Annotated in this window: 15 protein-coding genes; 5 read left to right on the plus strand and 10 right to left on the minus strand. The window is 71.5% G+C overall.

The annotated features are described in order from the left end of the window. Positions 1-8: 8 nt before the first annotated feature. Positions 9-479, minus strand: a complete 471-nt coding sequence (locus tag CLV54_RS12345; protein ID WP_100345280.1) for an OsmC family protein — start codon at positions 477-479, stop codon at positions 9-11. A 41-nt stretch (positions 480-520) separates the two neighbouring features. Between CLV54_RS12345 and gabT the strand changes: the two genes are divergently transcribed. The 3 genes from gabT to ald all read left to right on the plus strand — a co-directional run bounded on the left by gabT (position 521) and on the right by ald (position 4,252). Further along, complete coding sequence (gene gabT / locus CLV54_RS12350) at positions 521-1,894, plus strand: 4-aminobutyrate--2-oxoglutarate transaminase (RefSeq protein ID WP_100345281.1); 1,374 nt, start codon at positions 521-523, stop codon at positions 1,892-1,894. Beyond that, the gene (locus CLV54_RS12355) at positions 1,891-2,943 is read left to right on the plus strand and encodes an asparaginase (protein ID WP_100345282.1); all 1,053 of its coding nucleotides are present in this window, start codon (positions 1,891-1,893) and stop codon (positions 2,941-2,943) included. The genes gabT and CLV54_RS12355 overlap by 4 nt, the downstream gene beginning before the upstream one ends. Before the next feature lie 193 nt (positions 2,944-3,136). Next, positions 3,137-4,252: an alanine dehydrogenase gene (gene ald / locus CLV54_RS12360; protein WP_100345283.1), complete on the plus strand. Its 1,116-nt coding sequence runs from the start codon at positions 3,137-3,139 to the stop codon at positions 4,250-4,252. Positions 4,253-4,291: 39 nt separating this feature from the next. Here ald and corA read toward each other — a convergent pair whose 3' ends face one another. Beyond that, positions 4,292-5,308, minus strand: coding sequence for a magnesium/cobalt transporter CorA (gene corA, locus CLV54_RS12365; RefSeq protein ID WP_100345284.1), 1,017 nt, complete (start codon positions 5,306-5,308; stop codon positions 4,292-4,294). A 187-nt stretch (positions 5,309-5,495) separates the two neighbouring features. On the opposite strand from corA, the gene CLV54_RS12370 reads away from it, so the two are divergent. Continuing rightward, complete coding sequence (locus CLV54_RS12370; protein WP_100345285.1) at positions 5,496-6,146, plus strand: alpha-ketoglutarate-dependent dioxygenase AlkB; 651 nt, start codon at positions 5,496-5,498, stop codon at positions 6,144-6,146. Between the two features lie 22 nt (positions 6,147-6,168). Here CLV54_RS12370 and CLV54_RS12375 read toward each other — a convergent pair whose 3' ends face one another. Then, entirely contained in the window at positions 6,169-6,387 is a 219-nt protein-coding gene (locus tag CLV54_RS12375) for a hypothetical protein (protein ID WP_211294541.1), read from the minus strand. 317 nt (positions 6,388-6,704) lie between these two features. Between CLV54_RS12375 and CLV54_RS12380 the strand changes: the two genes are divergently transcribed. Beyond that, positions 6,705-7,115, plus strand: a complete 411-nt coding sequence (locus CLV54_RS12380) for an imm11 family protein (RefSeq protein ID WP_157802951.1) — start codon at positions 6,705-6,707, stop codon at positions 7,113-7,115. Positions 7,116-7,301: 186 nt separating this feature from the next. On the opposite strand, the gene CLV54_RS12385 is transcribed toward CLV54_RS12380, so the two are convergent. The 7 genes from CLV54_RS12385 to CLV54_RS12415 all read right to left on the minus strand — a co-directional run bounded on the left by CLV54_RS12385 (position 7,302) and on the right by CLV54_RS12415 (position 23,336). Next, a complete protein-coding gene (locus CLV54_RS12385; RefSeq protein WP_100345287.1) occupies positions 7,302-10,319 on the minus strand; it encodes an FtsK/SpoIIIE domain-containing protein in 3,018 nt (1,005 codons plus the stop codon). A gap of 119 nt (positions 10,320-10,438) precedes the next feature. Continuing rightward, positions 10,439-10,990 carry a zinc-ribbon domain-containing protein gene (locus CLV54_RS12390; protein WP_245861678.1) on the minus strand — a complete coding sequence of 184 codons (552 nt, stop codon included), beginning with the start codon at positions 10,988-10,990 and terminating at the stop codon, positions 10,439-10,441. Positions 10,991-10,995: 5 nt separating this feature from the next. Then, complete coding sequence (locus tag CLV54_RS12395; protein ID WP_100345288.1) at positions 10,996-13,356, minus strand: transglutaminase-like domain-containing protein; 2,361 nt, start codon at positions 13,354-13,356, stop codon at positions 10,996-10,998. A gap of 38 nt (positions 13,357-13,394) precedes the next feature. Then, positions 13,395-14,864, minus strand: a complete 1,470-nt coding sequence (locus CLV54_RS12400) for a DUF58 domain-containing protein (protein WP_245861680.1) — start codon at positions 14,862-14,864, stop codon at positions 13,395-13,397. Continuing rightward, the gene (locus CLV54_RS12405; protein ID WP_245861681.1) at positions 14,861-15,889 is read right to left on the minus strand and encodes an AAA family ATPase; all 1,029 of its coding nucleotides are present in this window, start codon (positions 15,887-15,889) and stop codon (positions 14,861-14,863) included. The genes CLV54_RS12400 and CLV54_RS12405 overlap by 4 nt, the downstream gene beginning before the upstream one ends. After that, entirely contained in the window at positions 15,889-21,897 is a 6,009-nt protein-coding gene (locus CLV54_RS12410; protein WP_100345290.1) for an Ig-like domain-containing protein, read from the minus strand. Before CLV54_RS12410 ends, CLV54_RS12405 begins: the two co-directional genes overlap by 1 nt. Next, complete coding sequence (locus CLV54_RS12415) at positions 21,894-23,336, minus strand: serine/threonine-protein kinase (protein WP_100345291.1); 1,443 nt, start codon at positions 23,334-23,336, stop codon at positions 21,894-21,896. Before CLV54_RS12415 ends, CLV54_RS12410 begins: the two co-directional genes overlap by 4 nt. Positions 23,337-23,347 lie beyond the last annotated feature (11 nt).

Here is a 23,347-nt window from a genome sequence, read left to right on the forward strand (position 1 = left end):
GCCCGCCCCTAGACGACCGTCGTCGTCGGCTCGTGCCCGACGGGGAAGTTCACCGAGCTCGCGATGAAGCACTTCAGGCTCGCCTCGTGGTGGAGCGACTCCGCGAGTGAGAGCTGCGCGGCATCCGCCACCGTGACGCGCGGCCGCAGGGTCACGGAGGTGAAGTGGCCGCCGCCGTCGTTCGTCTGCTCCATCGTGCCCACGGCCTCGTCTTCGTAGGCGAGAACGACGACGCCGTTGCTCGTCGCGACGTGCAGATACGAGAGCATGTGGCACTGGCTGAGCGACGCGAGCAGCAGCTCCTCGGGATTCCAGCGCTCGGGGTCTCCCCGGAAGCTGCGATCGGCGGAGCCCTCGATCGGATGCTTGCCCTCGGCCGAGATGAGGTGCTCCCGTCCGTAGCTCCGGTAGTCGCTCGTGCCGGTGCCGCGGTCGCCCTGCCAGACGACGTTCACGGCGTAGTGGTGTTCGAGTTTCATCAGGTCTCCTCAAACCTCGTCCGCTGTAAACTCATTCCACCATGACTGACACCCTCACCCCTTCCGTGACTCAGGCCGCATCGAGCTCCCCGGTGGAGCAGGTGCGACGAATCGTGACGGAGATCCCGGGCCCGAGGTCGCGCGAGCTGCAGGAGCGCCGCAACGCCGTCGTCTCATCCGGCGTGTCCTCGGTGCTGCCCGTCTTCATCGCCCGCGCGCACGGCGGCATCGTCGTCGACGTCGACGGCAACCAGTTCATCGACCTCGGCGCGGGCATCGGGGTCACCACGATCGGGCACACCGACCAGGCCGTCGTCGAGGCGGCCGCCGGGCAGTTGAACGACGTCATCCACACGCTCTTCACCATCACGCCCTACGAGGAGTATGTGCGGGTCGCCGAGCTGCTCGCCGAGCACACCCCCGGTGACTTCGCCAAGAAGACCGTGCTCGTCAACTCCGGGGCCGAGGCCGTCGAGAACGGCGTCAAGATCGCCCGCAAGTACACGGGGCGCCCGGGGGTGGCCGTGCTCGAGCACGCCTACCACGGCCGCACGAACCTCACGATGGCCATGAACTTCAAGGCCGCGCCCTACTCGACGGGCTTCGGGCCGTTCGCGGGCGACATCTACCGCGCACCCAACTCCTACCCGTACCACGACGGCCTCTCGGGGGCCGCCGCGGCGAAGCGCACGATCGACTACCTCGAGAAGACCGTGGGCGCATCCGACCTGGCCTGCCTCGTCGTCGAGCCGATCCAGGGCGAGGGCGGCTTCATCGTGCCCGCCGACGGCTACCTGCCCGCACTCCAGGAGTGGTGCACCGCCACCGGCATCGTGTTCATCGCCGACGAGATCCAGAGCGGCATGGCCCGCACGGGCGCCTACTTCGCGAGCGAGCACTTCGGCCTCGTGCCCGATCTCGTGCTCACCGCCAAGGGCATCGCGGGCGGTCTGCCGCTCGCGGGCGTCACCGGCCGCGCCGAGATCATGGATGCCTCGCAGCCCGGCGGTCTGGGCGGCACCTTCGGCGGCAACCCCGTCGCCGCGGCAGCCGCCGTCGCCGTCTTCGAGCAGATCGAGAGCTCCGGCCTGCTCGCCGAGGCCGCGCGCATCGAGAACACCCTGCGCCCGGCCCTCGAGCGTCTCGCCGCGAAGTACGACATCATCGGCGAGGTGCGCGGCCGGGGCGCGATGCTCGCCGTCGAGCTCGTGCAGCCGGGCACCCGCGACACGACGAAGGAGCCGAACCCGGCCGCCGTCACCGCCGTCACGGCCGCGGCGGCTCAGCAGGGCGTCATCGTGCTCACGGCGGGGAGCTACGGCAACGTCATCCGCTTCCTGCCGAGCCTGGCCGTGAGCGACGAGCTCATCGCCGACGCCGTGTCGGTCATCGACGACGCCCTCGCCGCGCTGTGAACCCCGGTCTCGCCGAGCCCGACGCCGCGGGCACCACGGGAGGCGCAGGCACCTCGGGCACCTTCACCGTCGCCGAGTCGGTCGAGCTCGCGGTCGTCGAGCGCAACGGCTTCGTCGAGTCGCGCCACGCCGGCTCGGCCGTGATCGTCTCGGCCGACGGCGAGGTCCTGCGGGTGCTCGGCAACGGGCAGGCACCGGTCTTCCCCCGCTCGAGCATGAAGCCTTTCCAGGCGATCGCCGTGATGGCGTCAGGCGTCGAGCTCGAGGGCGCCGAGGCGACGATCGCGACGGCGAGCCACGCCGGAACCCCGGCGCACCTCGACCTCGTGCGCGGCCTCCTCGCCCGCGCCGGCCTCGACGAGTCGGCCCTCGCCTGCCCGGCGGACTGGCCTCTCGACGGCGCGAGCCGCAACGCCCTCATCGCCGCGGGCGGCGGCAAGAGCCCCATCTGCATGACCTGCTCGGGAAAGCACGCGGCCATGCTGCTCGCCTGCGTGCAGAACGGCTGGTCGACCACGGACTACCTCGACCCGCGGCATCCGCTGCAGGCCAAGGTGCGCGACGTTCTCGAACGGCTCACGGGCGACAAGGTGGGGCACCTCGGCATCGACGGCTGCGGAACCCCCATCTACGGCATGAGCCTCACCGCCCTCGCCCGCGGCGTCGCGCGCATCAGCGGATCGTCGCCGAGCTCGCCGTTCGCGCTCTACCGCAGCGCCGGCGTCCTCGTGCGCTCCGTGCGTGAGAACGGCTGGGCGATCGACGGGCCGGGCCGGGCGAACACGCTCGTGGTCGAGCGCCTGGGGGTCTTCGCGAAATGGGGCGCGGAGGGCGTTATGGTCATGTCGGCGCCGAATGGCACGACGGTCGCGCTCAAGGTGCTCGACGGCAACACCCGCGCGGTCACGATCGTCGCGCTGCGACTGCTGCAGGATGCCGGAGCCCTCGACGCGGCGGCCGTCGACGCCCTCGTGCCCGAGCTCGACCTCGCCATCCTCGGCGGCGGACAGCCGGTCGGCGCCATCCGCGTGCCCGTCCCGGCGCTCTGAGCGAGGTCTGCGCGCGCTCTGAACGAGGCCTGTGCGAACGGTACCTTTTCCGAACGGTACCCTTCACGAAGTCTTCACGAAATCGGTGCTCTTTCACCGGAACAGCAGTCGAGATGCTCCGTCGGGCACCGATAGCCTGAGCGGATACGAAGGTCCCGGGCCCCACGAGAGCCCGACAACCGTCAGGAGCGACATGAAGATCGCAGTACCCCGCGAGATCAAGAACAACGAATTCCGTGTGGCCATCACCCCGGCAGGCGTGCACGACCTCGTGTCGCACGGCCACGAGGTGCTCGTCGAGACGGGCGCGGGAGCCGGCTCCTCGATCCCCGACGAGCTCTACGCGGCGGCCGGCGCCACGATCGCACCCGACGCCGAGGCCACCTGGTCGGCGGCCGACATCCTGCTCAAGGTCAAGGAGCCGATCGCGAGCGAGTACGCCTACTTCCGCGACGATCTCGTGCTCTTCACCTACCTGCACCTCGCGGCCGAGGAGGCGCTCACCCGCGCGCTGCTGGACGCCGGCGTCACCGCGATCGCCTACGAGACCGTCCAGCTGCCGAACCGCGCACTGCCGCTCCTGGCCCCCATGAGCGAGGTCGCCGGGCGGCTGGCCCCCATCGTCGGCGCCAACACGATGCTCAAGCCGAACGGCGGGCCGGGCCTGCTCGTTCCGGGCGTTCCCGGAACGCACCCCGCGCACGTCGTGGTGCTCGGCGGCGGCGTCGCGGGCACCAACTCGATCGGCGTCGCCGTGGGCCTCGGAGCCCGGGTGACGGTGCTCGACACCAACATCTTCCGCCTGCGCGAGCTCGACGCGCAGTACGCGGGACGCATCACGACGATCGCCTCGAACGCCTTCGAGATCGAGAAGGCCGTGCTCGAGGCCGACCTCGTGATCGGCTCGGTGCTCGTGCCCGGCGCGAAGGCCCCCAAGCTCGTGAGCAACGACCTCGTCTCGCGCATGCGACCGGGCAGCGTGCTCGTCGACATCGCCGTCGACCAGGGCGGCTGCTTCGCCGACTCGCACCCCACGACGCACGCCGACCCGACCTTCACGGTGCACGGCTCGCTCTTCTACTGCGTCGCGAACATGCCCGGCGCCGTGCCGCACACCTCGACCTACGCGCTCACCAACGCGACCATGCCCTACGTGCGCGCTCTCGCGAACCACGGATGGCGCGCCGCGCTGCAGTCGGACCCCTCGCTCGCCCTCGGCCTCAACACCCATGCCGGCACGGTCGTCAACGAGGCCGTCGCCCTCGCCCACGGTCTCCCCCACGCACCGCTCGCGGAGGCCATCGCCTGAGCGCCGGGCTCGCCTGGGCACAGGCCCGCGGCATCCGCCTCAGAGCCAGCGCTTACGCTTGAAGATCGCGTAGAGGCCCGCGCCCATCACGACCATCGCCGCGATCGCAAGGGGGTAGCCGAGCGCCCAGTGCAACTCGGGCATGACGTCGAAGTTCATGCCGTAGACCGTGCCGATGATCGTCGGGGCGAGGAGGATGGCCGCCCACGAGGAGATCTTCTTGAGCTCCTCGTTCTGCGCGAGGCTCGTCTCCGAGAGCCTGCGGGTCTGCTCGCTCTGCTGCTGGCTCACGAGTGTCGCGTCGACGATGAGCGCGTTCTGCAACAGCACGCGGAACGAGTCGGCCCGCTCGGCGATGCGCACGACGTGGTCGAGCACATCGCGAAGGCCGCGCTGCACCTCGATGTCGACGTGGTACTTCTGCGAGCCGCGCAGCAGGGCGCCGAGCATCTCGTCGAGCGGGTGCACCGCGCGCTGGAAGCCGATGACCTCGCGCAGCAGGTCGTAGATCCGGCGCGAGACGGACGGATGCCTGCCAAAGAGCTCGTCCTCGATCTCGTCGATGTCGTTCTCGAGCCCCGCGACGACGGGGCCGTACTCATCGACCACGTCGTCGAGGATCGCGTAGAGGATGGCCTCGGGGCCGAGTGCGAGCAGCTCGGGCTGGGCCTCCATCCGCTGACGCACGTTCGCGAGCCTCGGCGACTCGGCGTGCCGGATCGTGACCACGAATCCGGCGCCGACGAAGATGTGCAGTTCGCCGAACTCGACGACCTCCTGGGCGTCGAGGTAGCGGGCCGGGCGCACCACGACGAAGAGGGTGTCGCCGTAGCGCTCGAGCTTGGATCGTTGATGACCGGCGAGGGCGTCGTGCACCGCGAGCGGGTGCAGGCCGAACTCCTGCGCGACCGAGTCGAGCTCTGCGGCACCCGGCCGGTACAGGCCGATCCACGCCGTGCCGTTGCGCTCCCGGAGCACCTCGTAGGTCTCGTCGAGGCTCTGCGGATCGCGCGTGCGGCGGCCCTCCACGTAGATCGCGTTGTCGATGACCGGCACGCGCTCAGCGCCCGCTGCGGATGAGGGAGGGCGGGCAGGCGGCGGTGCGGTCAGTCATGCCTTCCGGTCTACGCCAGCCCCGGCACGCCGCGGGTGCCGCTAACGAAACCCTCACGCCGACCTCTTCGATATCAACAGAACCCTTATCCCTATCGAACATATGTTCGAATATTGCTAAGCTCGAGTCGTGCCCATCACCTTTCAGACCTCGCTCTTCGACGATCTCGACGCCGACCCCCAGCTGGAGTCGCTGGGGCGCACGGTCGAGCGCATCACGCTCGACGACGGCGCCTGGCTCGACCTCCGGCGGGGCTGGGTCACGAACTCCGACGCCCTCTTCGAACGTCTCGCGGTGGGTGTGCCGTGGAAGGCCGACCGCCGCGAGATGTACGACCGGGTCGTCGACATCCCCCGGCTCGTCTCCTGGTTCGGGCCGGGATCCGTTTTTCCCGACCCCGTGCTCGTGAGCGCCCGCACGGCCCTCAACGACCACTACGGCCGGCCGCCGGGGCAGGTCTTCGAGACGGCGGGGCTGTGCTTCTACCGCACGGGCGACGACAGCGTCGCCTGGCACGGCGATCGCGTCGGGCGCACGATCGACCGCGACACGATGGTGGCCATCGTCTCGGTCGGGGCCGAGCGGGTGCTGTCGGTGCGGCCCAAGAGCGGCGTGCACTCGACAGGGCCTGGCGAGACCCTGCGCTTCCCCCTCGGCCACGGCGACCTCATCGTCATGGGCGGCAGCTGCCAGCGCACGTACGAGCACGCCATCCTGAAGACGAAGAGCGCCACCGGCCCCCGCATCAGCGTGCAGTTCCGGCCGGTCTGGCCGCGCTGAGAGCCGCGCTGAGAAGCCGCGCTCAGACGCCCTCCGCTGCCCCACGGGCTTCGAGTGCGTCGAGCATCACCCGCTGCCCTGCGACGACCTTCCGGCGGGCGACCTCGACGGGAAACCAGCGCGCATCGTCGATCTCGGGGAAATCCCGGATGGTCCCCGAGCGCGGTGGCCACTCGAGCGGGAAGGTGTTGCTGACGACGTCCAGAAAACTTGGGAACAATCTGAGCAATAGCGGAGCCACTCGCGATCCTGGAAGCGCCGCGCACCACGTCGTCGCAGGTTCCGATCGGCGCGCACAACCCGCTCGATATGACTTCGTGAACAAGCAACTTGCGGGAGCCACAAGCGCGCAAGACGTTTACAGCATACTCAGGGCGATCGGCGGTTATCTTCAGTCCGGAGATGGTCCATGGTGACGGAGGAAGAATGAGAATATTCGAGACAGGTACTGCGGAACATTCCGAGTTGTGTCAAGGAGTCGGCTCCGGCGAACGGCGGAAACTCAGCGACCTCGCCCGCCACCCTGGCCCTCGGCTTTCCGATTGGCAACCCCCACGGGTGGAGATCATCACTTGGGCTGGCGGGTCGCTGGTTCCTGTCGACTTTCCATCGACATCCATCAGCAGTTCTTTCATCATGACACGACGAACTCTCGAAGTTCTCCGGGAGGTGCTCTCTGATGACGCCGAGTTCCTGCCGCTCGACAACGATGAGCAGGAGTTGTGGGCGCTGAACCCCCTCAAAGTGCTCGACGCCCTCGATCTCGACCGCTCGACCTATTGGCATACGAAGCCCACACTCTTCGTGCGCGACTACGTGTTCAAAGACGATGTGATCGGGGATGCGGCGGTATTCCACCTGCCACCGGAGCAGCGCGTCGTCGGCGGGGTCTATGTGACGGAGCGCTTCGTCGCCGAAGTCGAGAAACACCATCTCACCGGCCTGACTTTCAAGCATCTCTGGGGATGAGCAGCCTCGAGGGCTTCGGCGAACGAGTTGTGTCTTGTTCTACGTCTCGATTTTCGACAGGGTCTGCCTCGAGTGAGGAGCATCCCTGTAGAGCAGGATGCCCGCGCTGCGCACCGCGGCCATCACCGGGCCCCGAGCGAATCGTCACTGCCGCGCATGCCCTCGACTGTACGCTCACGCCCGCACTCACGCCCACCGTCCCCGCCGCATCCGGCCCTCCGGCTCGAGCAGCCACACCCGGCCCTCCCCGTCGAGCGGCGGCGGGAGCTCCCGCTTCCGCGTGATCGAGCGCACCTCGGCGAGCGAGCATCCGTCGAAGACCATCGTCGCCCTGCCCTTCATCCGCGAGAGGAGGGGCCACTGCGCCTGCCAGCCCTCCGGGTCGGCGATGAGCACGAGTGGCGGCTCCCCGGCATCAGCAGCCGGTTCGGCGAGCTGCGGCGAACCGGGCAGGTCGATCTCGTCGACGCCGATCCGCACGAGGTGCGCCTGCGGATGGCAAGTGCGCAGCTCGTCGGCGAGCCGTGTCGGCGCCGCCGCGACCACGAGAAGGATGCGCCCGGGCTCGACGGCAACGCGGTGAGGGTCGCCTCGTCGCTCGGGCCGTGCGCCGGCCCCCTCCGGATCGCGCACGATCTGCACCTCACGGCCGTGCCAGCGTGCGCGACCCGGCGGTGCGGCCGGATCGTGGCCGCGCGGTTCTCCCCCGGCCGCGACGTGATCCTCCCTGCTCGCCGTCCGCAGCAACAGGGTCGAGCCGAGCAGCGAGCGCAGCCGGCCGAGCTCCGAGGGGATCGTGCGCGCCGTGAGAACGAAGCGGATGCCGCCTCCCGCGCCGGCCCGCAAGCACCTCCCGAGCGTCTCCACGAACGCGAGCCGGTGCTCCTCCTCGTAGGCCGCGAGAAGCGCGTCCAGGCCGTCGACGATGACGACCCGCAGCTCCTCCGTGCCGGGCGGCCGGGACGCGTGCGAGGGCCGCCCCGTGTCGGCGGCGAGCTCGTGGATCCGGTCCCACGCGCCCTCGAGGCCGACGGGCAGACGCTCGACGGGGCGGGCGGGCGAGCTCTGGGCGCACAGCGCGGCGACGAGAGTCGAGACGCCGCTGCCCTCCGCGCCGACGACCATCAGGTGCCCGTCGTGCCGAGGCCGGTAGAGCGCGACATCCTGGCGCTGCTCGTGCGGGCGGTCGTCGATCCCGAGCACGAGCGCGTGCTCCTCGTCCCCCGTCATGCCGTCCGCGCTCCCTGACGACAGAGCCGCCGCGAGGGCGACCGCGAGCCGCGGGTCGCTCCACTCGAGCTCCGTCGGCAGCGGGTCGAGCCACGGGCGCCGAACGGGGGCGCCCGCCTGTGCCGAGGCAGCCGAGACGAGCGAGGCCACGAGCCCGTCACCCGCGGTGGCGATCTGCGCTTCGAGGGGCTCCGCTCCGGCGGCCCGCACCACGCATCGACCCGGCGCCGACCCGGAGAGCCGAGCCGCGGCATCCGTGCCGACGACGGCGACGCTGTCTGCCGAGTTGTTGACCCGCAACGAGAGGCGCAGCTCGCAATTGGCCAGGAGGCCGTCGCGCACGGCGCTTCCGGGCCGCTGGGTTCCGAGCACGAGGTGGATGCCGAGCGAGCGCCCGCGGGCCCCGAGATCGGTGAAGAGCTCGCCGAGCTCGGGAAACGCGGCCGTCATCGCCTGATACTCGTCGACGACGATCACCAGACGGGCGAGCCGGGTCCGCGCTGCCGGGGCGTCGATGCTCCGCGCCCCGAGCTCGGCGAGAACGGCCTCGCGATACCGCAGCTCGGCGCGCAGGCTCGAGACCGCCCGCTCGGCGAGCGCGCCGTCGAGATCGGTCACGACCCCGACGCAGTGCGGCAGCCCGGCCAGAGGAGCGAAGGTCGCGCCGCCCTTGAAGTCGACCAGCAGCACCGTGAGCTCATCGGGCGCGTGCCTGCTCGCGAGCGCGAGCACCCAGCTGAGCAGCAGCTCGCTCTTGCCGCTGCCCGTCGTTCCGCCGACGACGGCGTGCGGACCCTGCGCGACGAGGTCGAGCAGCAGCGGGCCGGATGCCGTGACGCCCACGACCGCGTCGAGCCGTGGCCGCTCGTGGCCGCCGTTCCCCGCCGACGGCTCGGCGACCGGCGACTGCGCCAGCAGCTGCTCGAGCGACACCCGGCGCGGCAGAGCGCCGGCATCGGACCCGATCCCGAGCGCCCGCGCGTGCTCGGCGAGAACGCCGCCGTGCGCCCGCGCCTGACGCTCCGAGACGAGTTCGACCCGGACCTCTGCGGGATCGCCGGGACGATCGGCGAGAGTCAGGCGTGCGCGATCGGCCCGCAGCAGCTCGACGATCGCGCCACAGCCGGGCGGAAGCCTCTCGGCGCTGCTCGCGATCGCGATCGTCGCGAGCGCCGGGTCGGCGGCGGAACCGGGGGCGGCAGCATCCCCGACAGCAGCACCGGCCTCGACGATCCGGAGGGCGAGCGCCGCCGAGCCGAGCGCCGCCGAGCCGCGGTCCACGGCATCCCGCCGATGCGGCAGCCGCTCCGCCCACTCCCAGCCGGGAGGCAGAGCGGTGATCGCGAACTGCCCGGGAGCAAGCGCGTGGGTGAGCTGCAACAGGTAGCCGCGGGCGACGGCCCGGGCGAGCACCCGAGGGCCGAGCACTCCGATCGTCTCCCGCACGTGCGCCGCGATCGGGGCATCCCTCAGCACCCTTGCACGGGCGCGCAGCGCGATCGCCTCCTCGCTCCGCTCCTCGCCGCTCACCCTGAGCGCGCTCGCGACCTCGCCCCGTGCAAGAGCGACGACGTCGGCTCCGGGGCCGGCCCGTCGCCAGCGGGTCGGATCCGCGACCCCGCCCTCGAGCAGCAGGGAGACCGGCGGCAGGGCGGCCCGCCGGTCGAGCAGCTCCTCCTCGTGCCGCCGTTCGATCTCGTGCCCCACCCGCTCGAGCTCCCGTTCGTACTCGGCCGTCGCCGCCCGGTGCACGCGCCTCGTGTGCCGGCGCCCGTCGGCGAGCTGCGCGACGGCGAGAACGGGGCCGAGCGCAGCGAACAGCAGCGAGTACGGCGAGCGCGTCACGAGCCACAGCACGACGGCCATGACGACGGGGGCGAGCACGGCCAGCACGGGAACGGGGCTCCGCTGCGGCTCGGCGGGTGGCGACGGCACCACGACGGTGCGCTCGGGGTCGGCGGGGTCTGGGCTCACCCCGCGAGTGAATCATCGACGGGCGGCCCGTGGTCGCGGCATCCGCCGCTCTGTGCGATCTCGCGCGGGGCGAGCCCGCGGCGCAGGGCAGGAACGGGGCCCGTGCTGTTCGGGCGGCGCTACGCGATCGTGAGGAACTGCTCCGCGATGTCGACCCGGGTTCCCCGTGCCACGAGGTAGCGACGGCCCGGCTCGCAGCGGAACGGGGCCTCCCCCGGGCGGCGGATGACGGAGCCGTTGCCGGAGTAGCGGTCGGATATCCACAGCTGCCCGGACTGCTGGCCGAACTCGAGATGGGTCTTCGAGACCGACATGCCCTCGTCGACGATCTGCACGAGGTGGTCGAGGTACTCCCCCGGCTGCGGCAGGGGGCGTCGGCCGATGAGACCCGTGCCCGAGACGGTCACGATCTCACCCGTGCTGAAGGTCAGGGTGAAACTGGCCGGGCCGCGTTCGGGGACCACCGCGGACTCCCCGGCGGCGGGCTTGGCCCGCACCCCCGAGCGGTCGAGCGGCAGGATGATGGTCGTGTCGTTCGGGCGGGGATCGGTGCCGCGCTGCCAGGAGGCCGGACGGGCGCTCACCGAGCTGCCGCACTCCCCGCAGAAGAGGGCGCCCTCGGGCAGTTCGGCGCCGCAGATCGCGCAGGCCATCTCGGCCGTCCCGGCCATCTCCGTCACCTCCGTCGTCCCGTCTTCCGGCCCGTGGCCGTGCTCCGGCCCGTGCTCGTGCCGCTCCTACCAGAGTAGCCACCCAGCGAGCGCAGCGAGACGAGCGCGCGCAGACGCTGCCACCGGGTCTTGTGCGCGCCGAGCCAGCGACGCAGCTCGTCGACGGCGAGCCAGACCTGCGAGGCGTCGTGGTCGCTCGTCGCGTCGGGCGAGAAGTCGGCGCGGTCGCTCACCGAGGCGAGCACGAGCGGCCGCATCCCGCCCACGGTCGCGGCGATCTCGCTGCGCGTCGCCGAGGGCGGCGGCTCGAAGCCGTGGTCGACGGCCGCGTCGGCGAACTCGCGCCAGGCCCCGTCGATCCGGCCGACCGGATCGTCGACCGTTCGCCGCAGACGCCGACGCCGCACCTTCGCGATGATCACCGCGAGAAACGGCGAGACGAGGATCGCGAGGGCGAGCAGGCTCCAGCCGCCGATCGTGAGCACGGCCAGCAGGATCGCGAGGAAGGTGTCCGGCGCAGGCGGCGGATCCTCCTCGCTGTTGCGCGGCGGGGTGTCGTCCTGCTCCCGGTTGGTCTCCTCCGGCGGCGGGTCGACGACCGATTGCGGCCTGGCCACCTGGGTCGCCTCGTCGGGCTGCTTCTCGGGGATGTCGCGCAGCGCCGGGTTGGGATCGATCGTGACCCACCCCCGCGCGCTGTCCTGCACCTCGATCCAGGCCGAGATGTCGGCGCCGGTGAGAGTCACCGGCCCGCCGTCCGAAGCGGATGCCGCGGCATCCGCCCTCGCGACCGCCGGCGAGCTCGGGTCGAAGCCGATCACCACCCGGGCGGGGAAGCCGAGCTTGCGCGCCATGATCGCGGCGAGCACGGCGTACTGCTCCTGGTCGCCGAGCATGGGCACCTCGGTGAGCAGCTGCCGGAGCCGGTCGACGCTGTGGCCGGACCGGCTCGCGGGTTCGTTCTCGGCCACGCCGTGGCTGATGTAGCCGTCGCTCGCGAGGAAGGCGAGCGCGGCCGCGAGCTTGCCGCCGGGCGTCTGCTGGCCGGCCGTCACGTCGTCGAGCACCGTCGCGAGTTCGTCGGGGACCTCCCCGAGGGCGGGCAGCACCGCGTCGCCGGGTTCGAGGGAGCCCGCGCCGTCCGCCCCCACGGCGGGCAGCACGATCGAGCGGGCCGAGTAGGCGTCGCCCGCGGCGAGGCCGCCGACCACGACGCCCGTTCCCGTGAGGTCGTTGTAGTAGAAGGCGTCGCCGAGACGCTCGGCACGCGGGCCCTGGAACTCGATCTGCTCGAGCTGGCCGATGCCCGGCACCCACACCCCGGAGTACGCGTCGACGGTGACCTCGATCTGCGCCTGCTCGCCGCTGAGCGCCGACTGGTCGAGCTGGTAGGGAACCCGGGCGAACGAGCCCGAGTCGCTCTGCGGGTCGCCGCCGCCGACCGCGTAGACGATGCCGTCGTAGCTGTCCATCGTCGCGATGCGCAGGCGTCCGCCCTCGGGAAGCCCGGCGACCGTGAGCATCGGCTCGGTCGACCGCTCCGCCTGCAGGTAGCTGCGAAAGCCGGCGAGCGGGCTCGGGTAGGCCCGCGGGTCGAAGGGCTGCTCGACGTGGCTGCGCACGACGTCGCGCTCGGTGGTCGTGGCGACGGCGACCGTCGCCCCCGCACCCGCGACGACCGCGACGGCGACCACGAGCACCGCGCCGACGGCCGTGCGCGCTCCCCCGGTGCGCCGGTCGGTCAGGGGAGACGTCGACTGCTCGGCCAGGCGCCGGATGGCCGCCGCACGTCTCTGCCAGCGCAGGGCGACGACCCAGCCCAGCAGGACGACGAGCAGCGCGAGCCCCTGCAGCACGGGCGCGAGCACGCTCTGGGGCCCGAACGCGATCCCCACGAGGAAGACGACCACGGGCGGCACGGCCGCGAGCTCCCGGTAGCGGGATCGCAGCGCGATCGTGAGCGAGACGACGCTCGCCCCGAAGACCACGACGAGGGCGGGCACGAGCAGAGCCTGATAGTCGCCCACCGGCACCGAGATGGTGACGAGCTGCTTCCAGCCGAGCGCGGTCGCGGCCAGCAGGTCGAGGATGCCGCCCGGCGTCGGCAGAACACCCGCGACGGCCTCGCTCGGGATCGCGAGCGGCACGCCCATCACGAGGTAGGCGAGCACGCTCACGACGACGACGAGGTACGACGGCCAGCGGAACACGGCCCCGAGGATCGCGATGACGACTCCGACGACCGCGGCGACCGCCACGAGCACGAGGAAGGAGCCGTCGCGGTAGATCGGCCAGAGCGTCGAGGAGGAGACGGCGACGGCGAGCAGGGTCGCGAGCGCGTTCGCGATCACGAAGCCCACCGGCATCCGGGGTCTTCTCGCTCGGCGGCGCGGGCGCAACGCGGTCATACGGCCGCTGCCCTCGCGAGGGACTTCTGCAGGTCTTCGAGGTAGCCGATGGTCACGACGCTCAGCTCGGCGATGCGGCGCAGGCTCGGCGTGATGCCCGGGTCGCAGACGACGGCGACCACCTCGACGCCGAGCGGGAAGCGCATGGATGCCGCACGCAGCTGGGCGCCCGTGACCGTCGACCCGCAGACGAGGAAGGCGACGGACACCCCCGCCACGTCGTCGGCCGCGACCCGCGCGAGGTCGGCGAGCGGGAGCGCCGTGTCGTCGGACTCGACGAGGCTCAGGTCGTCGAGCAGGCTCGTGCGGCTCATGGTGCGCAGCGGCTTGAGCGCGAAGACCGTGCGCTTGGCGAACTCCGGCGTCTTCTCGCTCACCACGACGGCGAGGGTGCGCGAGTCGCGGATGGCGCGCACCCCGAGCGAGCCGGCGACGCTCACGGCGAGCTCGAACTCCTCGTCGCTCGCGAAGTCGCCGTTCGAGAGGCTGAGCGCGACGATGAGGTGGCTGCGGCGGGTCTCCTCGAACTGGCGCACCATGTAGGTTCCCGTGCGCGCCGTGCTCTTCCAGTGGATGTTGCGGCGCTCGTCTCCGGGCAGGTACTCCCTGAGGGCGTGGAACGACATGTCGTTGCTCGTCACGTCGCGCGTCGAGCTGCCCTCGAGGTCGCGCAGCAGCCCCGTGCTCGTGCTCGGGATCGAGATCGTGCGCGGGTGCACGTAGAGGTCGTGGGCGACCTCCCAGACGAGCTCGCGACGCAGCAGCCCGACCGGGTCGCCGCGCACGGTGCGCACGGGGCCGATGGGGATGACGCCGCGGTGCGAGGTCGGCACGAGAAAGACGTCGGAGTACTCGGCCCCGCCGGCGAGGCTCGGCATCGCGAACTCGGCGAGCCCCTCGCCCACCGGGATCTCGATCGTGACGCCCGTGGCACGACGACGCGAGGGGTTGGTGACGACGATCTCGGCCGCGGCCGTCTCGCCGACGACGACTCGCTCGGTGGGCATACGCAGCGAGATCTCGTAGCCCGAGCGCCCGATCAGGAAGAAGAGGGCGAGGAGAACGAGGGCCAGCGCCGTCCAGGCGATCGCGAGCACCTCGATCCAGCCGAGACCGAAGCCCGCGGCGAAGCCCAGCACGAGAACGGCGAGGATCGCCCAGCCGAGCGCGGTGACGACGGAGCCGACCGCGCGGGCCGCCGTCGCGAGGGCGGCGCCGACCTTCCGGCTCGTGCGCACGACGGCGACGATCGCGTCGGCGAGCACCCCGTCGCGCGCGCCGACGATGCGGGTGCGGGCGTTGCTCGGCATCGAGGTGGAGGTCGAGAACCCCGTGTCGAAGCGGCCGGCGGTGCGCGACCGCGTCGACCCGCCCCGCGAGCCCGCCGAGGTCTTCGCGGCGCGGGAGGCGGTGTCCTTGCGGGGTGCGGCATCCTTGCGCGAGGCGGCGTCGCTGCGCGAGCTCACCCGGCCGGCCGTTCGCTGGGCGGCGGGGTCTCGATGAGGATCTGGGCGACGATGCCGGAGGCCGTGGCCCCGTCGAACTCGGCCTCGGGGTCGAGCACCAGCCGGTGGGCGAGCACGGGCTCGGCGAGCGCCTTGACGTCGTCGGGCACGACGTAGTGCCGTCCGTTCGAGGCGGCGAGCGTCTTCGCCGTGCGGATGAGCGCGAGGGCGCCGCGCACGCTCGCGCCGAGCCTCACCTCGGTGGCCTGCCGGCTCGCCTCGACGAGGCGCGCGACGTAGTCGTTGATGGTCGGGTCGACGTGCACGGTCTTGGCCATGCCCGCCATCTCGACGACGGTCGCCGCGGGGATGATCGCGGGCACCACGATGTCGTGGGCGCTGCGCACCGAGCCCTCGAGGATCTTGATGGTCGAGTCGTGGTCGGGGTAGCCGATCGAGGTGCGCAGCAGGAAGCGGTCGAGCTGGGCCTCCGGCAGCCGGTAGGTGCCGGCCTGCTCGATGGGGTTCTGGGTCGCGATGACCATAAACGGCTTGCCGACCGGGTGCGAGTGTCCGTCGACCGTGACGCGCCCCTCCTCCATGACCTCGAGGAGGGCGGACTGGGTCTTCGGGCTGGCCCGGTTGATCTCGTCGGCGAGCACGATGTTCGCGAAGACGGGGCCCTTGTGGAACTCGAAGGCCGAGCTGCGCTGGTCGTAGATGCTCACGCCCGTGATGTCGCCCGGCAGCAGGTCGGGGGTGAACTGCACCCGGCTCGTCGTGCCCTGCACGCTCTGCGCCATGGCGCGCGCGAGCGAGGTCTTGCCCGTGCCCGGCACGTCTTCGAGCAGCAGGTGGCCTTCGCTCAGAAGCGCCGCGAACGAGAGCCGGATGACGTGGTTCTTGCCGAGCAGCACGGCCTCGACCCCCGTCACGAGGCGCTCGAACACGTCTGCGAACCAGCTCGCCTGCTCCGAGGTCATGGACGCGGGGGTCGGAGGCGCAGAGTTCGTGGGCACCGAGTTGGGCACTGAGGTCGTGGGCATTAGAGGTGCTCTCCAGTGTCGGGGGTGTAGTAGCGGTAGGTGTGGCCGTCGATCCTCACATCGAACCAGGTGCGCGGCTCCGGGGCCGGCACGGGCTCGGTCTCCGTCGGCGGCTCCTCGTTCGGATCGGTGTTCGGGTCGGCGGGGTCTGCGGGATCGGGCGGATCGTTCGGCTCGGGCGGCAACGGGGCGACGGTCAGCACGCAGGATGTCGCGGTCGCACTGCCCGTGGCCTCCTCGCCGTCGACACCGCAACTGTAGCCGGGAACGGCCGCTCCGTTGCCCGGGTCGCCCGTCCACGACCAGGTGGCCGTGCCGACGCCCGTCGCCCCGTCGATCGTGTAGGCGTAGCGCAGGCCGTCGGGCTCGAAGGTGTAGGACGCCGGGGCGGAGAAGGGCCCCGACCAGGTCTGCGAGCAGATGTCGACGACGAAGTTGCGGCATCCGCGGATCTCGAACTGGAACTGCTCGCCGTAGCCGACGCCCAGCAGCTCGCGCGGGAACGAGCCCTCGCCCACCGTGACCCCGCTGCCGGTCTGGCCGACCCTGCGGATCTGGTAGCTGTCGGCCGAGGGCGAGAGCCGGTCGAGGCGGAACTCGAGGGTCTTGCCGCGCGGCACCAGCTGGCCGTCGGCCTCCCGGATGGGGCCCGAGGTCGGCCGCGTCACCTGCGTGGCGACGCTCGTGGCGGTGCAGCCTGAGCGGTTGTACCCCCAGACGACGAAGTAGTAGGTGGCGTCGTCCTGCCCCAGGCCGTCGAAGGTGACCGAGCCGCCGTTGCCCCGCCCGCTCGTCTTCTGGTCGAGCACGGATCCGCCCTGCGCGGGCGGCCTCACCGTGCCGGGGGCCGGCGAGCTCACGGCGCAGGCCTGCGCGCCCGAGGGAACGCTGCCGCCCGAGAGACGCTGGGCGTAGTAGCCGATCATGGGGTCGCCGTTGGGGTCGAAGCCGCTCCAGCTGAGCGTCACCGAGTCGGAGCCGTAGTTCGCGCTCGCACTCAGGCTGCCCGGCTTCGGCGGCCCGAACGGCGTTCCGCTGCCCGAGGCCGTCTTCCACACCGAGAACGCCGGGAATGCCTCGTTGCGGGCGCTCACCGTGAAGGTCGCGCTCGCCCCGTTCTGCAGCCCGCCGACATCCACCGAGCACCGCTCGGCGCAGCGGCTCGGAGCGACGGAGTCGATGGGCGAGCCGTTGAGGCTCAGCACGTAGACGTTCACCGGGCTCGCGCCCGCCGGTGCCGGCACGGCGTTCCAGCTGAGCCGCAGGCCGCCGTCGAGCGGGTCACCGCGCAGCCCCGTGGCCTCCTCGGGCACGATGTCCGACCAGATCGCGTCGGCGAGCGAGACGGGGTCCGAGAGCCCGATGCCGTTCTTCGCGCGCACCTCGAAGCGCACCGCGTTGCCCTCGCCGTTGCCGGGGGTCGCGATGGGGCAGGTCGTCGCCTGGCACGTCGTCGTGCTCACGAGCTGCCCGCTGTCGCGACGGAGGACGGCCACCTCGTATCCCTCGATCGGCGAGTTGTTCGCGGCGCCCGCGGTGAAGGCGATCGTCACCTGGCGGTCGGCGTACCCGGTCACCCGCAGATTGGAGATCGGCTCCGGCCTGTCTTGCACCGAGATGCGCACGGTGCCCCATGCGAAGCGGTCGGGATCCCCGGTCGCGTCGGCGACCTGGTACTGCAGGTTGGTATCGGCCGCGACGGCGTCCGGAGAGACCGTGACCGCGAGGGTGCTCTTGTCGGCGCTCGGCACGACCCGCACCCCGGCCGGCAGCCCGGCGGCGTCGAGGCCGCGCACCGCGTTGACCGTGAGCGGGGTGTCGGGGAAGGGGTTGGTCGCGCTGTCGTTGGCGAGCACCGCGATCGTCGTCGTCCGCCCGCGCGGCGCGATCTGGCTGTCGGAGGCCGGCACGGCGAGCGGCCGGGTCGAGGGCACGACCCGCAGATCGATCCGGCCGGCCTTGCCCTCGTTGATGCCGTCCCGTACGCCGAGGGTCATCGCGGTGCGCGTGTTCTTGGGAGTGCTCTCCTCGGCGCGCAGGGTGAGCCGCTGGCCGTCGAGCGACCAGGTGAAGCCCGCGGGCGTGGGGTCGAGGATCGAGTAGGCGAGCTCGTCGAGGTCGTCGGGGTACGGGTAGCTCGTGAGCTTGGTGAGCTCGATGGTCTTCTGCTCGCCCGGCTCGAAGTCGATGACGCCGCCGCTGAAGGCCGGCGGCTGATTCTCGCGCGGCGTCACGGTGATGGGCAGCACGAGCGTCGCCGTGCGGCCGTCGGGATCGTCGGCCGAGTCGCCGTCGGTGACCTCGAACGAGATGGATGCCGGGCCGTAGTACTTGTCCGCGCTCGTGAACCTCAGCGTGCCCTCGTCGGCCACGAGCTCCCCGCCGTTCGAATGCGTGGCCTGCACCTTGTTGGCATCGGTCAGGCGCACCGTGTCGCCGCCGACCGCGACGACGTACTTGTTGATGTCGATCGTGAGCGTGCTCTCGCTCGGGATCGTCAGCCGGGAGACGCCCTTGCGCAGCTGCGGCAGGGCGTCGTCGTAGCCGGGAACCCGGATGAACGCGAACGCCGTGACCTGCGGGTCGTCGGGGTGGGCGACCGCGAAGGGGATGATCTGGCTCTCGTCGCCGATCGTCACGCGCACACGCTTGTCGCCCGTGACGACGGCCGTGGAGTAGCCGGGCAGCACCGAGAGGTCGAGGCTGCGCGGCGAGCCGTCGGCGAAGAACACGTTGGCGAGCACGTCGACGTCGACCGTCTCGCGGTCGAGCACGTCGGAGAGTGTGAGCACGGTGTCGCTCGCGACCGGGCGGGCGAGCGGCGCGTCGGCGCGCACGATCACGGTCACGAAGTTGGAGCTCGTGCCGCCGCGCTCGTTCTGGATCTCGTAGATGAGGCCGTAGCGGCCCTCGGCCTCCGGCGCGGTCACGCGCACGACGTCGTCCTCGATCTCGGCGGTGATCCCGGGGGTCGTGGGCTCGACGGAGGTGACGCTCAGCGCGCCGTTGTCGGGATCCGAGTCGTTGTCGAGCACCTGCACCGAGACCGTGTTGCCCGGGCGCACCGAGGCCTCGTCGGCGGTCGCGATCGGGTTGCGGGCGCCCTCCATCCGTGCGCTGATGCCGACTCGCACGGTTCCCGTCGCCCGGGCGCCCAGCCCGTCGACGACCGTGTAGCTGAAGGTGTCGGTGCCCGCCGAGTACTCCCCCGCCTCGTACTCGATCCAGTCGGGGCCGACCTCGGTCACCGCGCCCTTCTCGGGCGAGGTCTCCTGGCCCAGCAGCTGCACGGAGTCGCCGTCCGGGTCGATACCCGAGAGCGGCACGGGGATGCGCACGGTCTCGCCGGCCAGCACACGGGCGATGACGGTCTTCGGCACGGGCGGGTTGTTGGTCGCGGCATCCGCCTCGCGCACCGCGATGCGCACCTCGGCGTTCGCGAACTGCCCGTCGGGCCCGCTCACTCGGTAGACGGCCGTGAAGTTGCCCGCCGTGTCGGGGGCGAGGTAGCGCAGGCGATTGCCCGAGGTGAAGAGCAGCCCGGCCCCCTGCGGCAGAGGCGTGCTGAGCTCCGGGCTCAGGGTGAGCGGGTCGTTGTCGGGGTGCTCGTCGTTGGCGAGCACGGGCACGTCGACGGAGTCGCCCACCCGCACCGAGATCGAGTCGGGGTTCGCGATCGGGGCCTGCCGGTGCGCCGGCTGCGGGATCTGGATGATGGTGACGGTGCCCTCCGCCTCGGCGAGCCCGTTGCTCACGCGGTAGGTGAAGCTCACGGGCGCGTCGAGCGGCTTGCTGAGGGTGACCCGCAGGATGCGCTGCTCGAGCACCTCGACGCGCAGCCCCGAGGTCTCGGGCACGTTCATGACGCCCGTGATGAGCAGAACTCCCCCGGCCGGGTCGAAGTCGCCCGCGAGCACGTCGACGGTCGCCACCGACTGCTCACGGATGTAGGCGGTGTGCGGCACGGTCACGGGCTTGTCGTTCTCGTCGAGACGGTCCTCGACACTCACCCGCACCTTGCCGTTGGCGGTGATGGCGCCGTCGGTCACGGCGAAGTCGATGTAGTACTCGCCCTCGGCTGCGGCGACGAACCGGAAGGTGCCGCCGTCGTAGTCGGGCACGACCGTCACGCCGGGTTTGGCCGGGACGCTGCTCAGGCGCACCGTCCCGGTGCCGCCGCGCACGTGGGCGAGGGGTGCGATCTCGATCTCCTGGCCCGTGTAGGCGTTCGCCTCGAAGGCCTCGACGATGATGGGCACCTCGCCCGCCGGCTGCACCGTGACGACGAGGATGCCGCTGCCCTCCGCCGTGCCGTCCGACGCCGTGAGTGCGACCTCGCGCCGCTCACCGCCCCCGCCCCCGTCGGTGAACACCACGGTGCCCTCCGGCTTGTAGCTCACCGAGTCCGTCTCGCCCGCGCTCGCGGCCGTGAGGTAGAAGGGATCGCCGTCGGGGTCGATCCAGTCGCTGAGCACCTGCGCGGTGACGCGCCCGCCCGCCTGCACGAGCGTCTTCGTGGTGCGCAGCTGCTGCGGCGGCGAGTTCTCGCCCGGCTCGCGCACCGTGACGACGACGGTCGCGGTGGCGCTCCCGCCTCGGCCGTCGGTGATCGTGTAGTCGAAGCTCAGCTGGCCGCTCGCCGTGCCGGGCAGGGTCAGCTGCACCTGCTGCTTGTCGTTGATGAGGTCGAGTGTTCCGAGCTCGACGGGCACGCCGCTCGTCTGGGCGACCACGAGCACGTCGCCGTTGGGGTCGTAGTCGTTGAGCAGAACGGGCAGCACGGTCGTGCGCCCCGGGCGGGCGCCGAACTCGTCGTCGACGGCGACGGGCGGGGCCTGGGTCTTGTCGTATTCGGGAGGCGTGTCGAGGTCGTTCTCCTCGACCTGCTGCTGGTCCTGCTGCTGCTCGATGAGGTCGTCCCAGTTGTCGATGCGCTCGCCCGCGCTCTGCACAGCCCAGGACGCCCCGCCACGGCTGTCGTTGAGCACCACGCGGTCGCCGTTGATCCTGAAGCTCAGTGCGGGGTTCGCGGGCATGCCCTCGATCTCGCTCGGGATCCCGTCGCCGTCACCGTCGCCGTCACCGCAGCGCTGCCACGCCGAGCCGTCGGACCATGCCGCGTAGAGACAGTCGCCGAGCACCGTGGGCGCAGCCGCGGCACCCGAGCGCCCCTCGACGATCGGCCGGGGCTCGCCCCCGGCGAGCGGCACCTCGACGGCTCCGCCGTCATAGGCGACGACGACCGTGTCGCCGTGCGCAGACGGCTGCTGCACGACCGCCTGCGCCGTCGAGGGGATGAGGCCGGAGAGGTCGACGCTCGCCCCGTCGAGGTGCAGCACGCGCGCCGTGCCGTCGAGCGCTGCCCATCGCCCGCCCACCGAGGTCACCTGGGCGTCGGCGCCCTCGATGCCCTCGAGGCTGTCGGTCGACGAGACCTCGTCGGAGTCCTGCGCGTCGACGCGGTACACCTCGCCGGCCGACGGCGACCACACCACGAGCGCGCCCTCCGGGTCGACGCTCGCGACCGAGTCGGGGTCGAAGGAGAGCGTGGGGTCGGAGCCGGCGTCGAACGACGACAGGGTGTCGACGGACTCGATCCAGACCGAGCCGGCCGAGAAGATCACGACCCGGTCGCCCGCGAGGAAGAGTCGTGTGTCGTCGGGCGGGAGGGGTACGCTCTCCACGATCTCGGAGCTCGCGGCATCCACGATCTCGACGGTGCTGTTGCCGCTGTCGACGACGAGCACGGTCGCGCCGTCTTGCACCACGTCGATGTCGTTGCTCGCCGAGGTCACGACGCTGTTGAGCTCGAGCACCTCGGTGTTGACGCGGCCGACCGCCTGCTTCGACTCGTTGACAACCCACACCGAGGCGTCGCCGAGATCGAGCCGCTGGGCCGTGTACCCGCCGCTGGCCACAGCGACGGTCGCGACGATCGCGGCCACGAGCGACCCGCTCGTCGCCGTGGCGACGAGCGACTTGTGCGCGGCGAGCCATCCTGAGATCACGGCAGCGGCTCGTCCTCGACATCGACGCACTTGGGACTGCTCGAGGGGCCCGCCTTGCCGTCGCGGTTGACGGTGACGGTCAGGCAGACCCGCTGGGCGCCCTGGGCGTTCACCTGGAACTGCGTCGCACGCTGGGTGCTCGGCTCCTCGTCGTTCGCGCGCACCTGATAGGTGTCGCCCTGGGCCAGCCCCGGATCCTGCCACGAGAACAGCACGGTTCCGCCCTCGACGGTTCCCGAGATGGCCGAGACGGTGGGGATCGACTCGTCGGCGTCGTCGCCGACGAGCACGATGAGGGCGGTCGCGCCGAGGCCGATCACCACGACCGCGAGCGCCACGAGCGACCAGGCGAGGGCGCGCACACCACGACCGGCGGATGCCGCGGGCTGCTCCGATTGCTCGCCGCCCCCCTCGCGCACAATCGTGCCCGCGACGGTCTGCCCGGCGATCTGCGGCTGCGGCCCCGTCTGGCCGCGACGCCGGCGTCGGGGCGGGCCGGCGGAGACGCTCGAGACGGCCGTGATCCTCGTGCGATCGTGCGGGTCGACCTCGGTCGCCGACACCCAGTCGTCGACGGCGACCTCGATGGGCGTCTGCGGCAGCCCGAGCTCGACCTCGACGCCCTGCAGCTCGCGGATGAACTCGAGGGCCGAGGCGGGCCGGGCGTCCGGACGCTTCGACATCGCCTTGGCGAGCACGTGCTCGAGCCGCGCGGGCACGTCGGAACGGCCGGTCGGGGCGGGCTTCGCCTTCTGGATGCGCGAGATGAGCTCGGCCGAGGTGTTGTCGTGGCCCGCCACCTCGAAGGGCGAGCGGCCGGCGAGCAGGGAGTAGACGGTCGCGCCGAGCGACCACACCTCGCTCGCGATCGTTCCGGAGGTCTCGTCGAGCAGCACCTCGGGGGCCGACCACGGGATCGACAGGCCCACCGAGTCGGCCGAGTCGTTCTGGCCGACGGTCGACGCGATGCCGAAGTCGGAGAGCACGGGATGCCCGTACGCGGTCACGAGGATGTTCGACGGCTTGATGTCGCGGTGCAGCACTCCCGCGCGGTGGGCGGTCTCGACGGCGCTCGCGATCTTGATGCCGACCCGCAGCACCTCGGAGACGGGGATCGCCTCACGCCGGTAGCGCTGGCTGAGCCCGGCCGAGCAGTACTCCATAACGAGATAGGGCCGGCCGTCGGCGGCGACGCTCGCCTCGAAGACCGTGAGGATCGACGGATGCGAGCTCAGCTGCGCCATGAGGTTCGCCTCGGCCTGGAACATCTGCCGCACGTGGCTGTCGACGAGCTCCGAGAGCATGACCTTGACGGCCACCTGACGACGGGGCATGTTCTGCTCGTAGAGGAAGACGTCGGCGAAGCCGCCCGAGCCGAGCACGTGCAGATAGGAGAATCCGGGCAGGTTGGGCGGGGTCGAGGGCAGGCGTCGTGCCATGTCTTTCTCCC

Source organism: Compostimonas suwonensis (assembly GCF_002797855.1).
Lineage (GTDB): Bacteria > Actinomycetota > Actinomycetes > Actinomycetales > Microbacteriaceae > Compostimonas > Compostimonas suwonensis.

What these genes read in the sequence shown, in the direction of transcription:
- CLV54_RS12345 (WP_100345280.1), bottom strand. Translation starts at nt 479, where the DNA reads ATGAAACTCGAACACCACTACGCCGTGAACGTCGTCTGGCAGGGCGAC.
- gabT (WP_100345281.1), top strand. Translation starts at nt 521, where the DNA reads ATGACTGACACCCTCACCCCTTCCGTGACTCAGGCCGCATCGAGCTCC.
- ald (WP_100345283.1), top strand. Translation starts at nt 3,137, where the DNA reads ATGAAGATCGCAGTACCCCGCGAGATCAAGAACAACGAATTCCGTGTG.
- CLV54_RS12390 (WP_245861678.1), bottom strand. Translation starts at nt 10,990, where the DNA reads ATGGCCGGGACGGCCGAGATGGCCTGCGCGATCTGCGGCGCCGAACTG.
- CLV54_RS12395 (WP_100345288.1), bottom strand. Translation starts at nt 13,356, where the DNA reads ATGCCGGTGGGCTTCGTGATCGCGAACGCGCTCGCGACCCTGCTCGCC.
- CLV54_RS12405 (WP_245861681.1), bottom strand. Translation starts at nt 15,889, where the DNA reads ATGCCCACGACCTCAGTGCCCAACTCGGTGCCCACGAACTCTGCGCCT.
- CLV54_RS12415 (WP_100345291.1), bottom strand. Translation starts at nt 23,336, where the DNA reads ATGGCACGACGCCTGCCCTCGACCCCGCCCAACCTGCCCGGATTCTCC.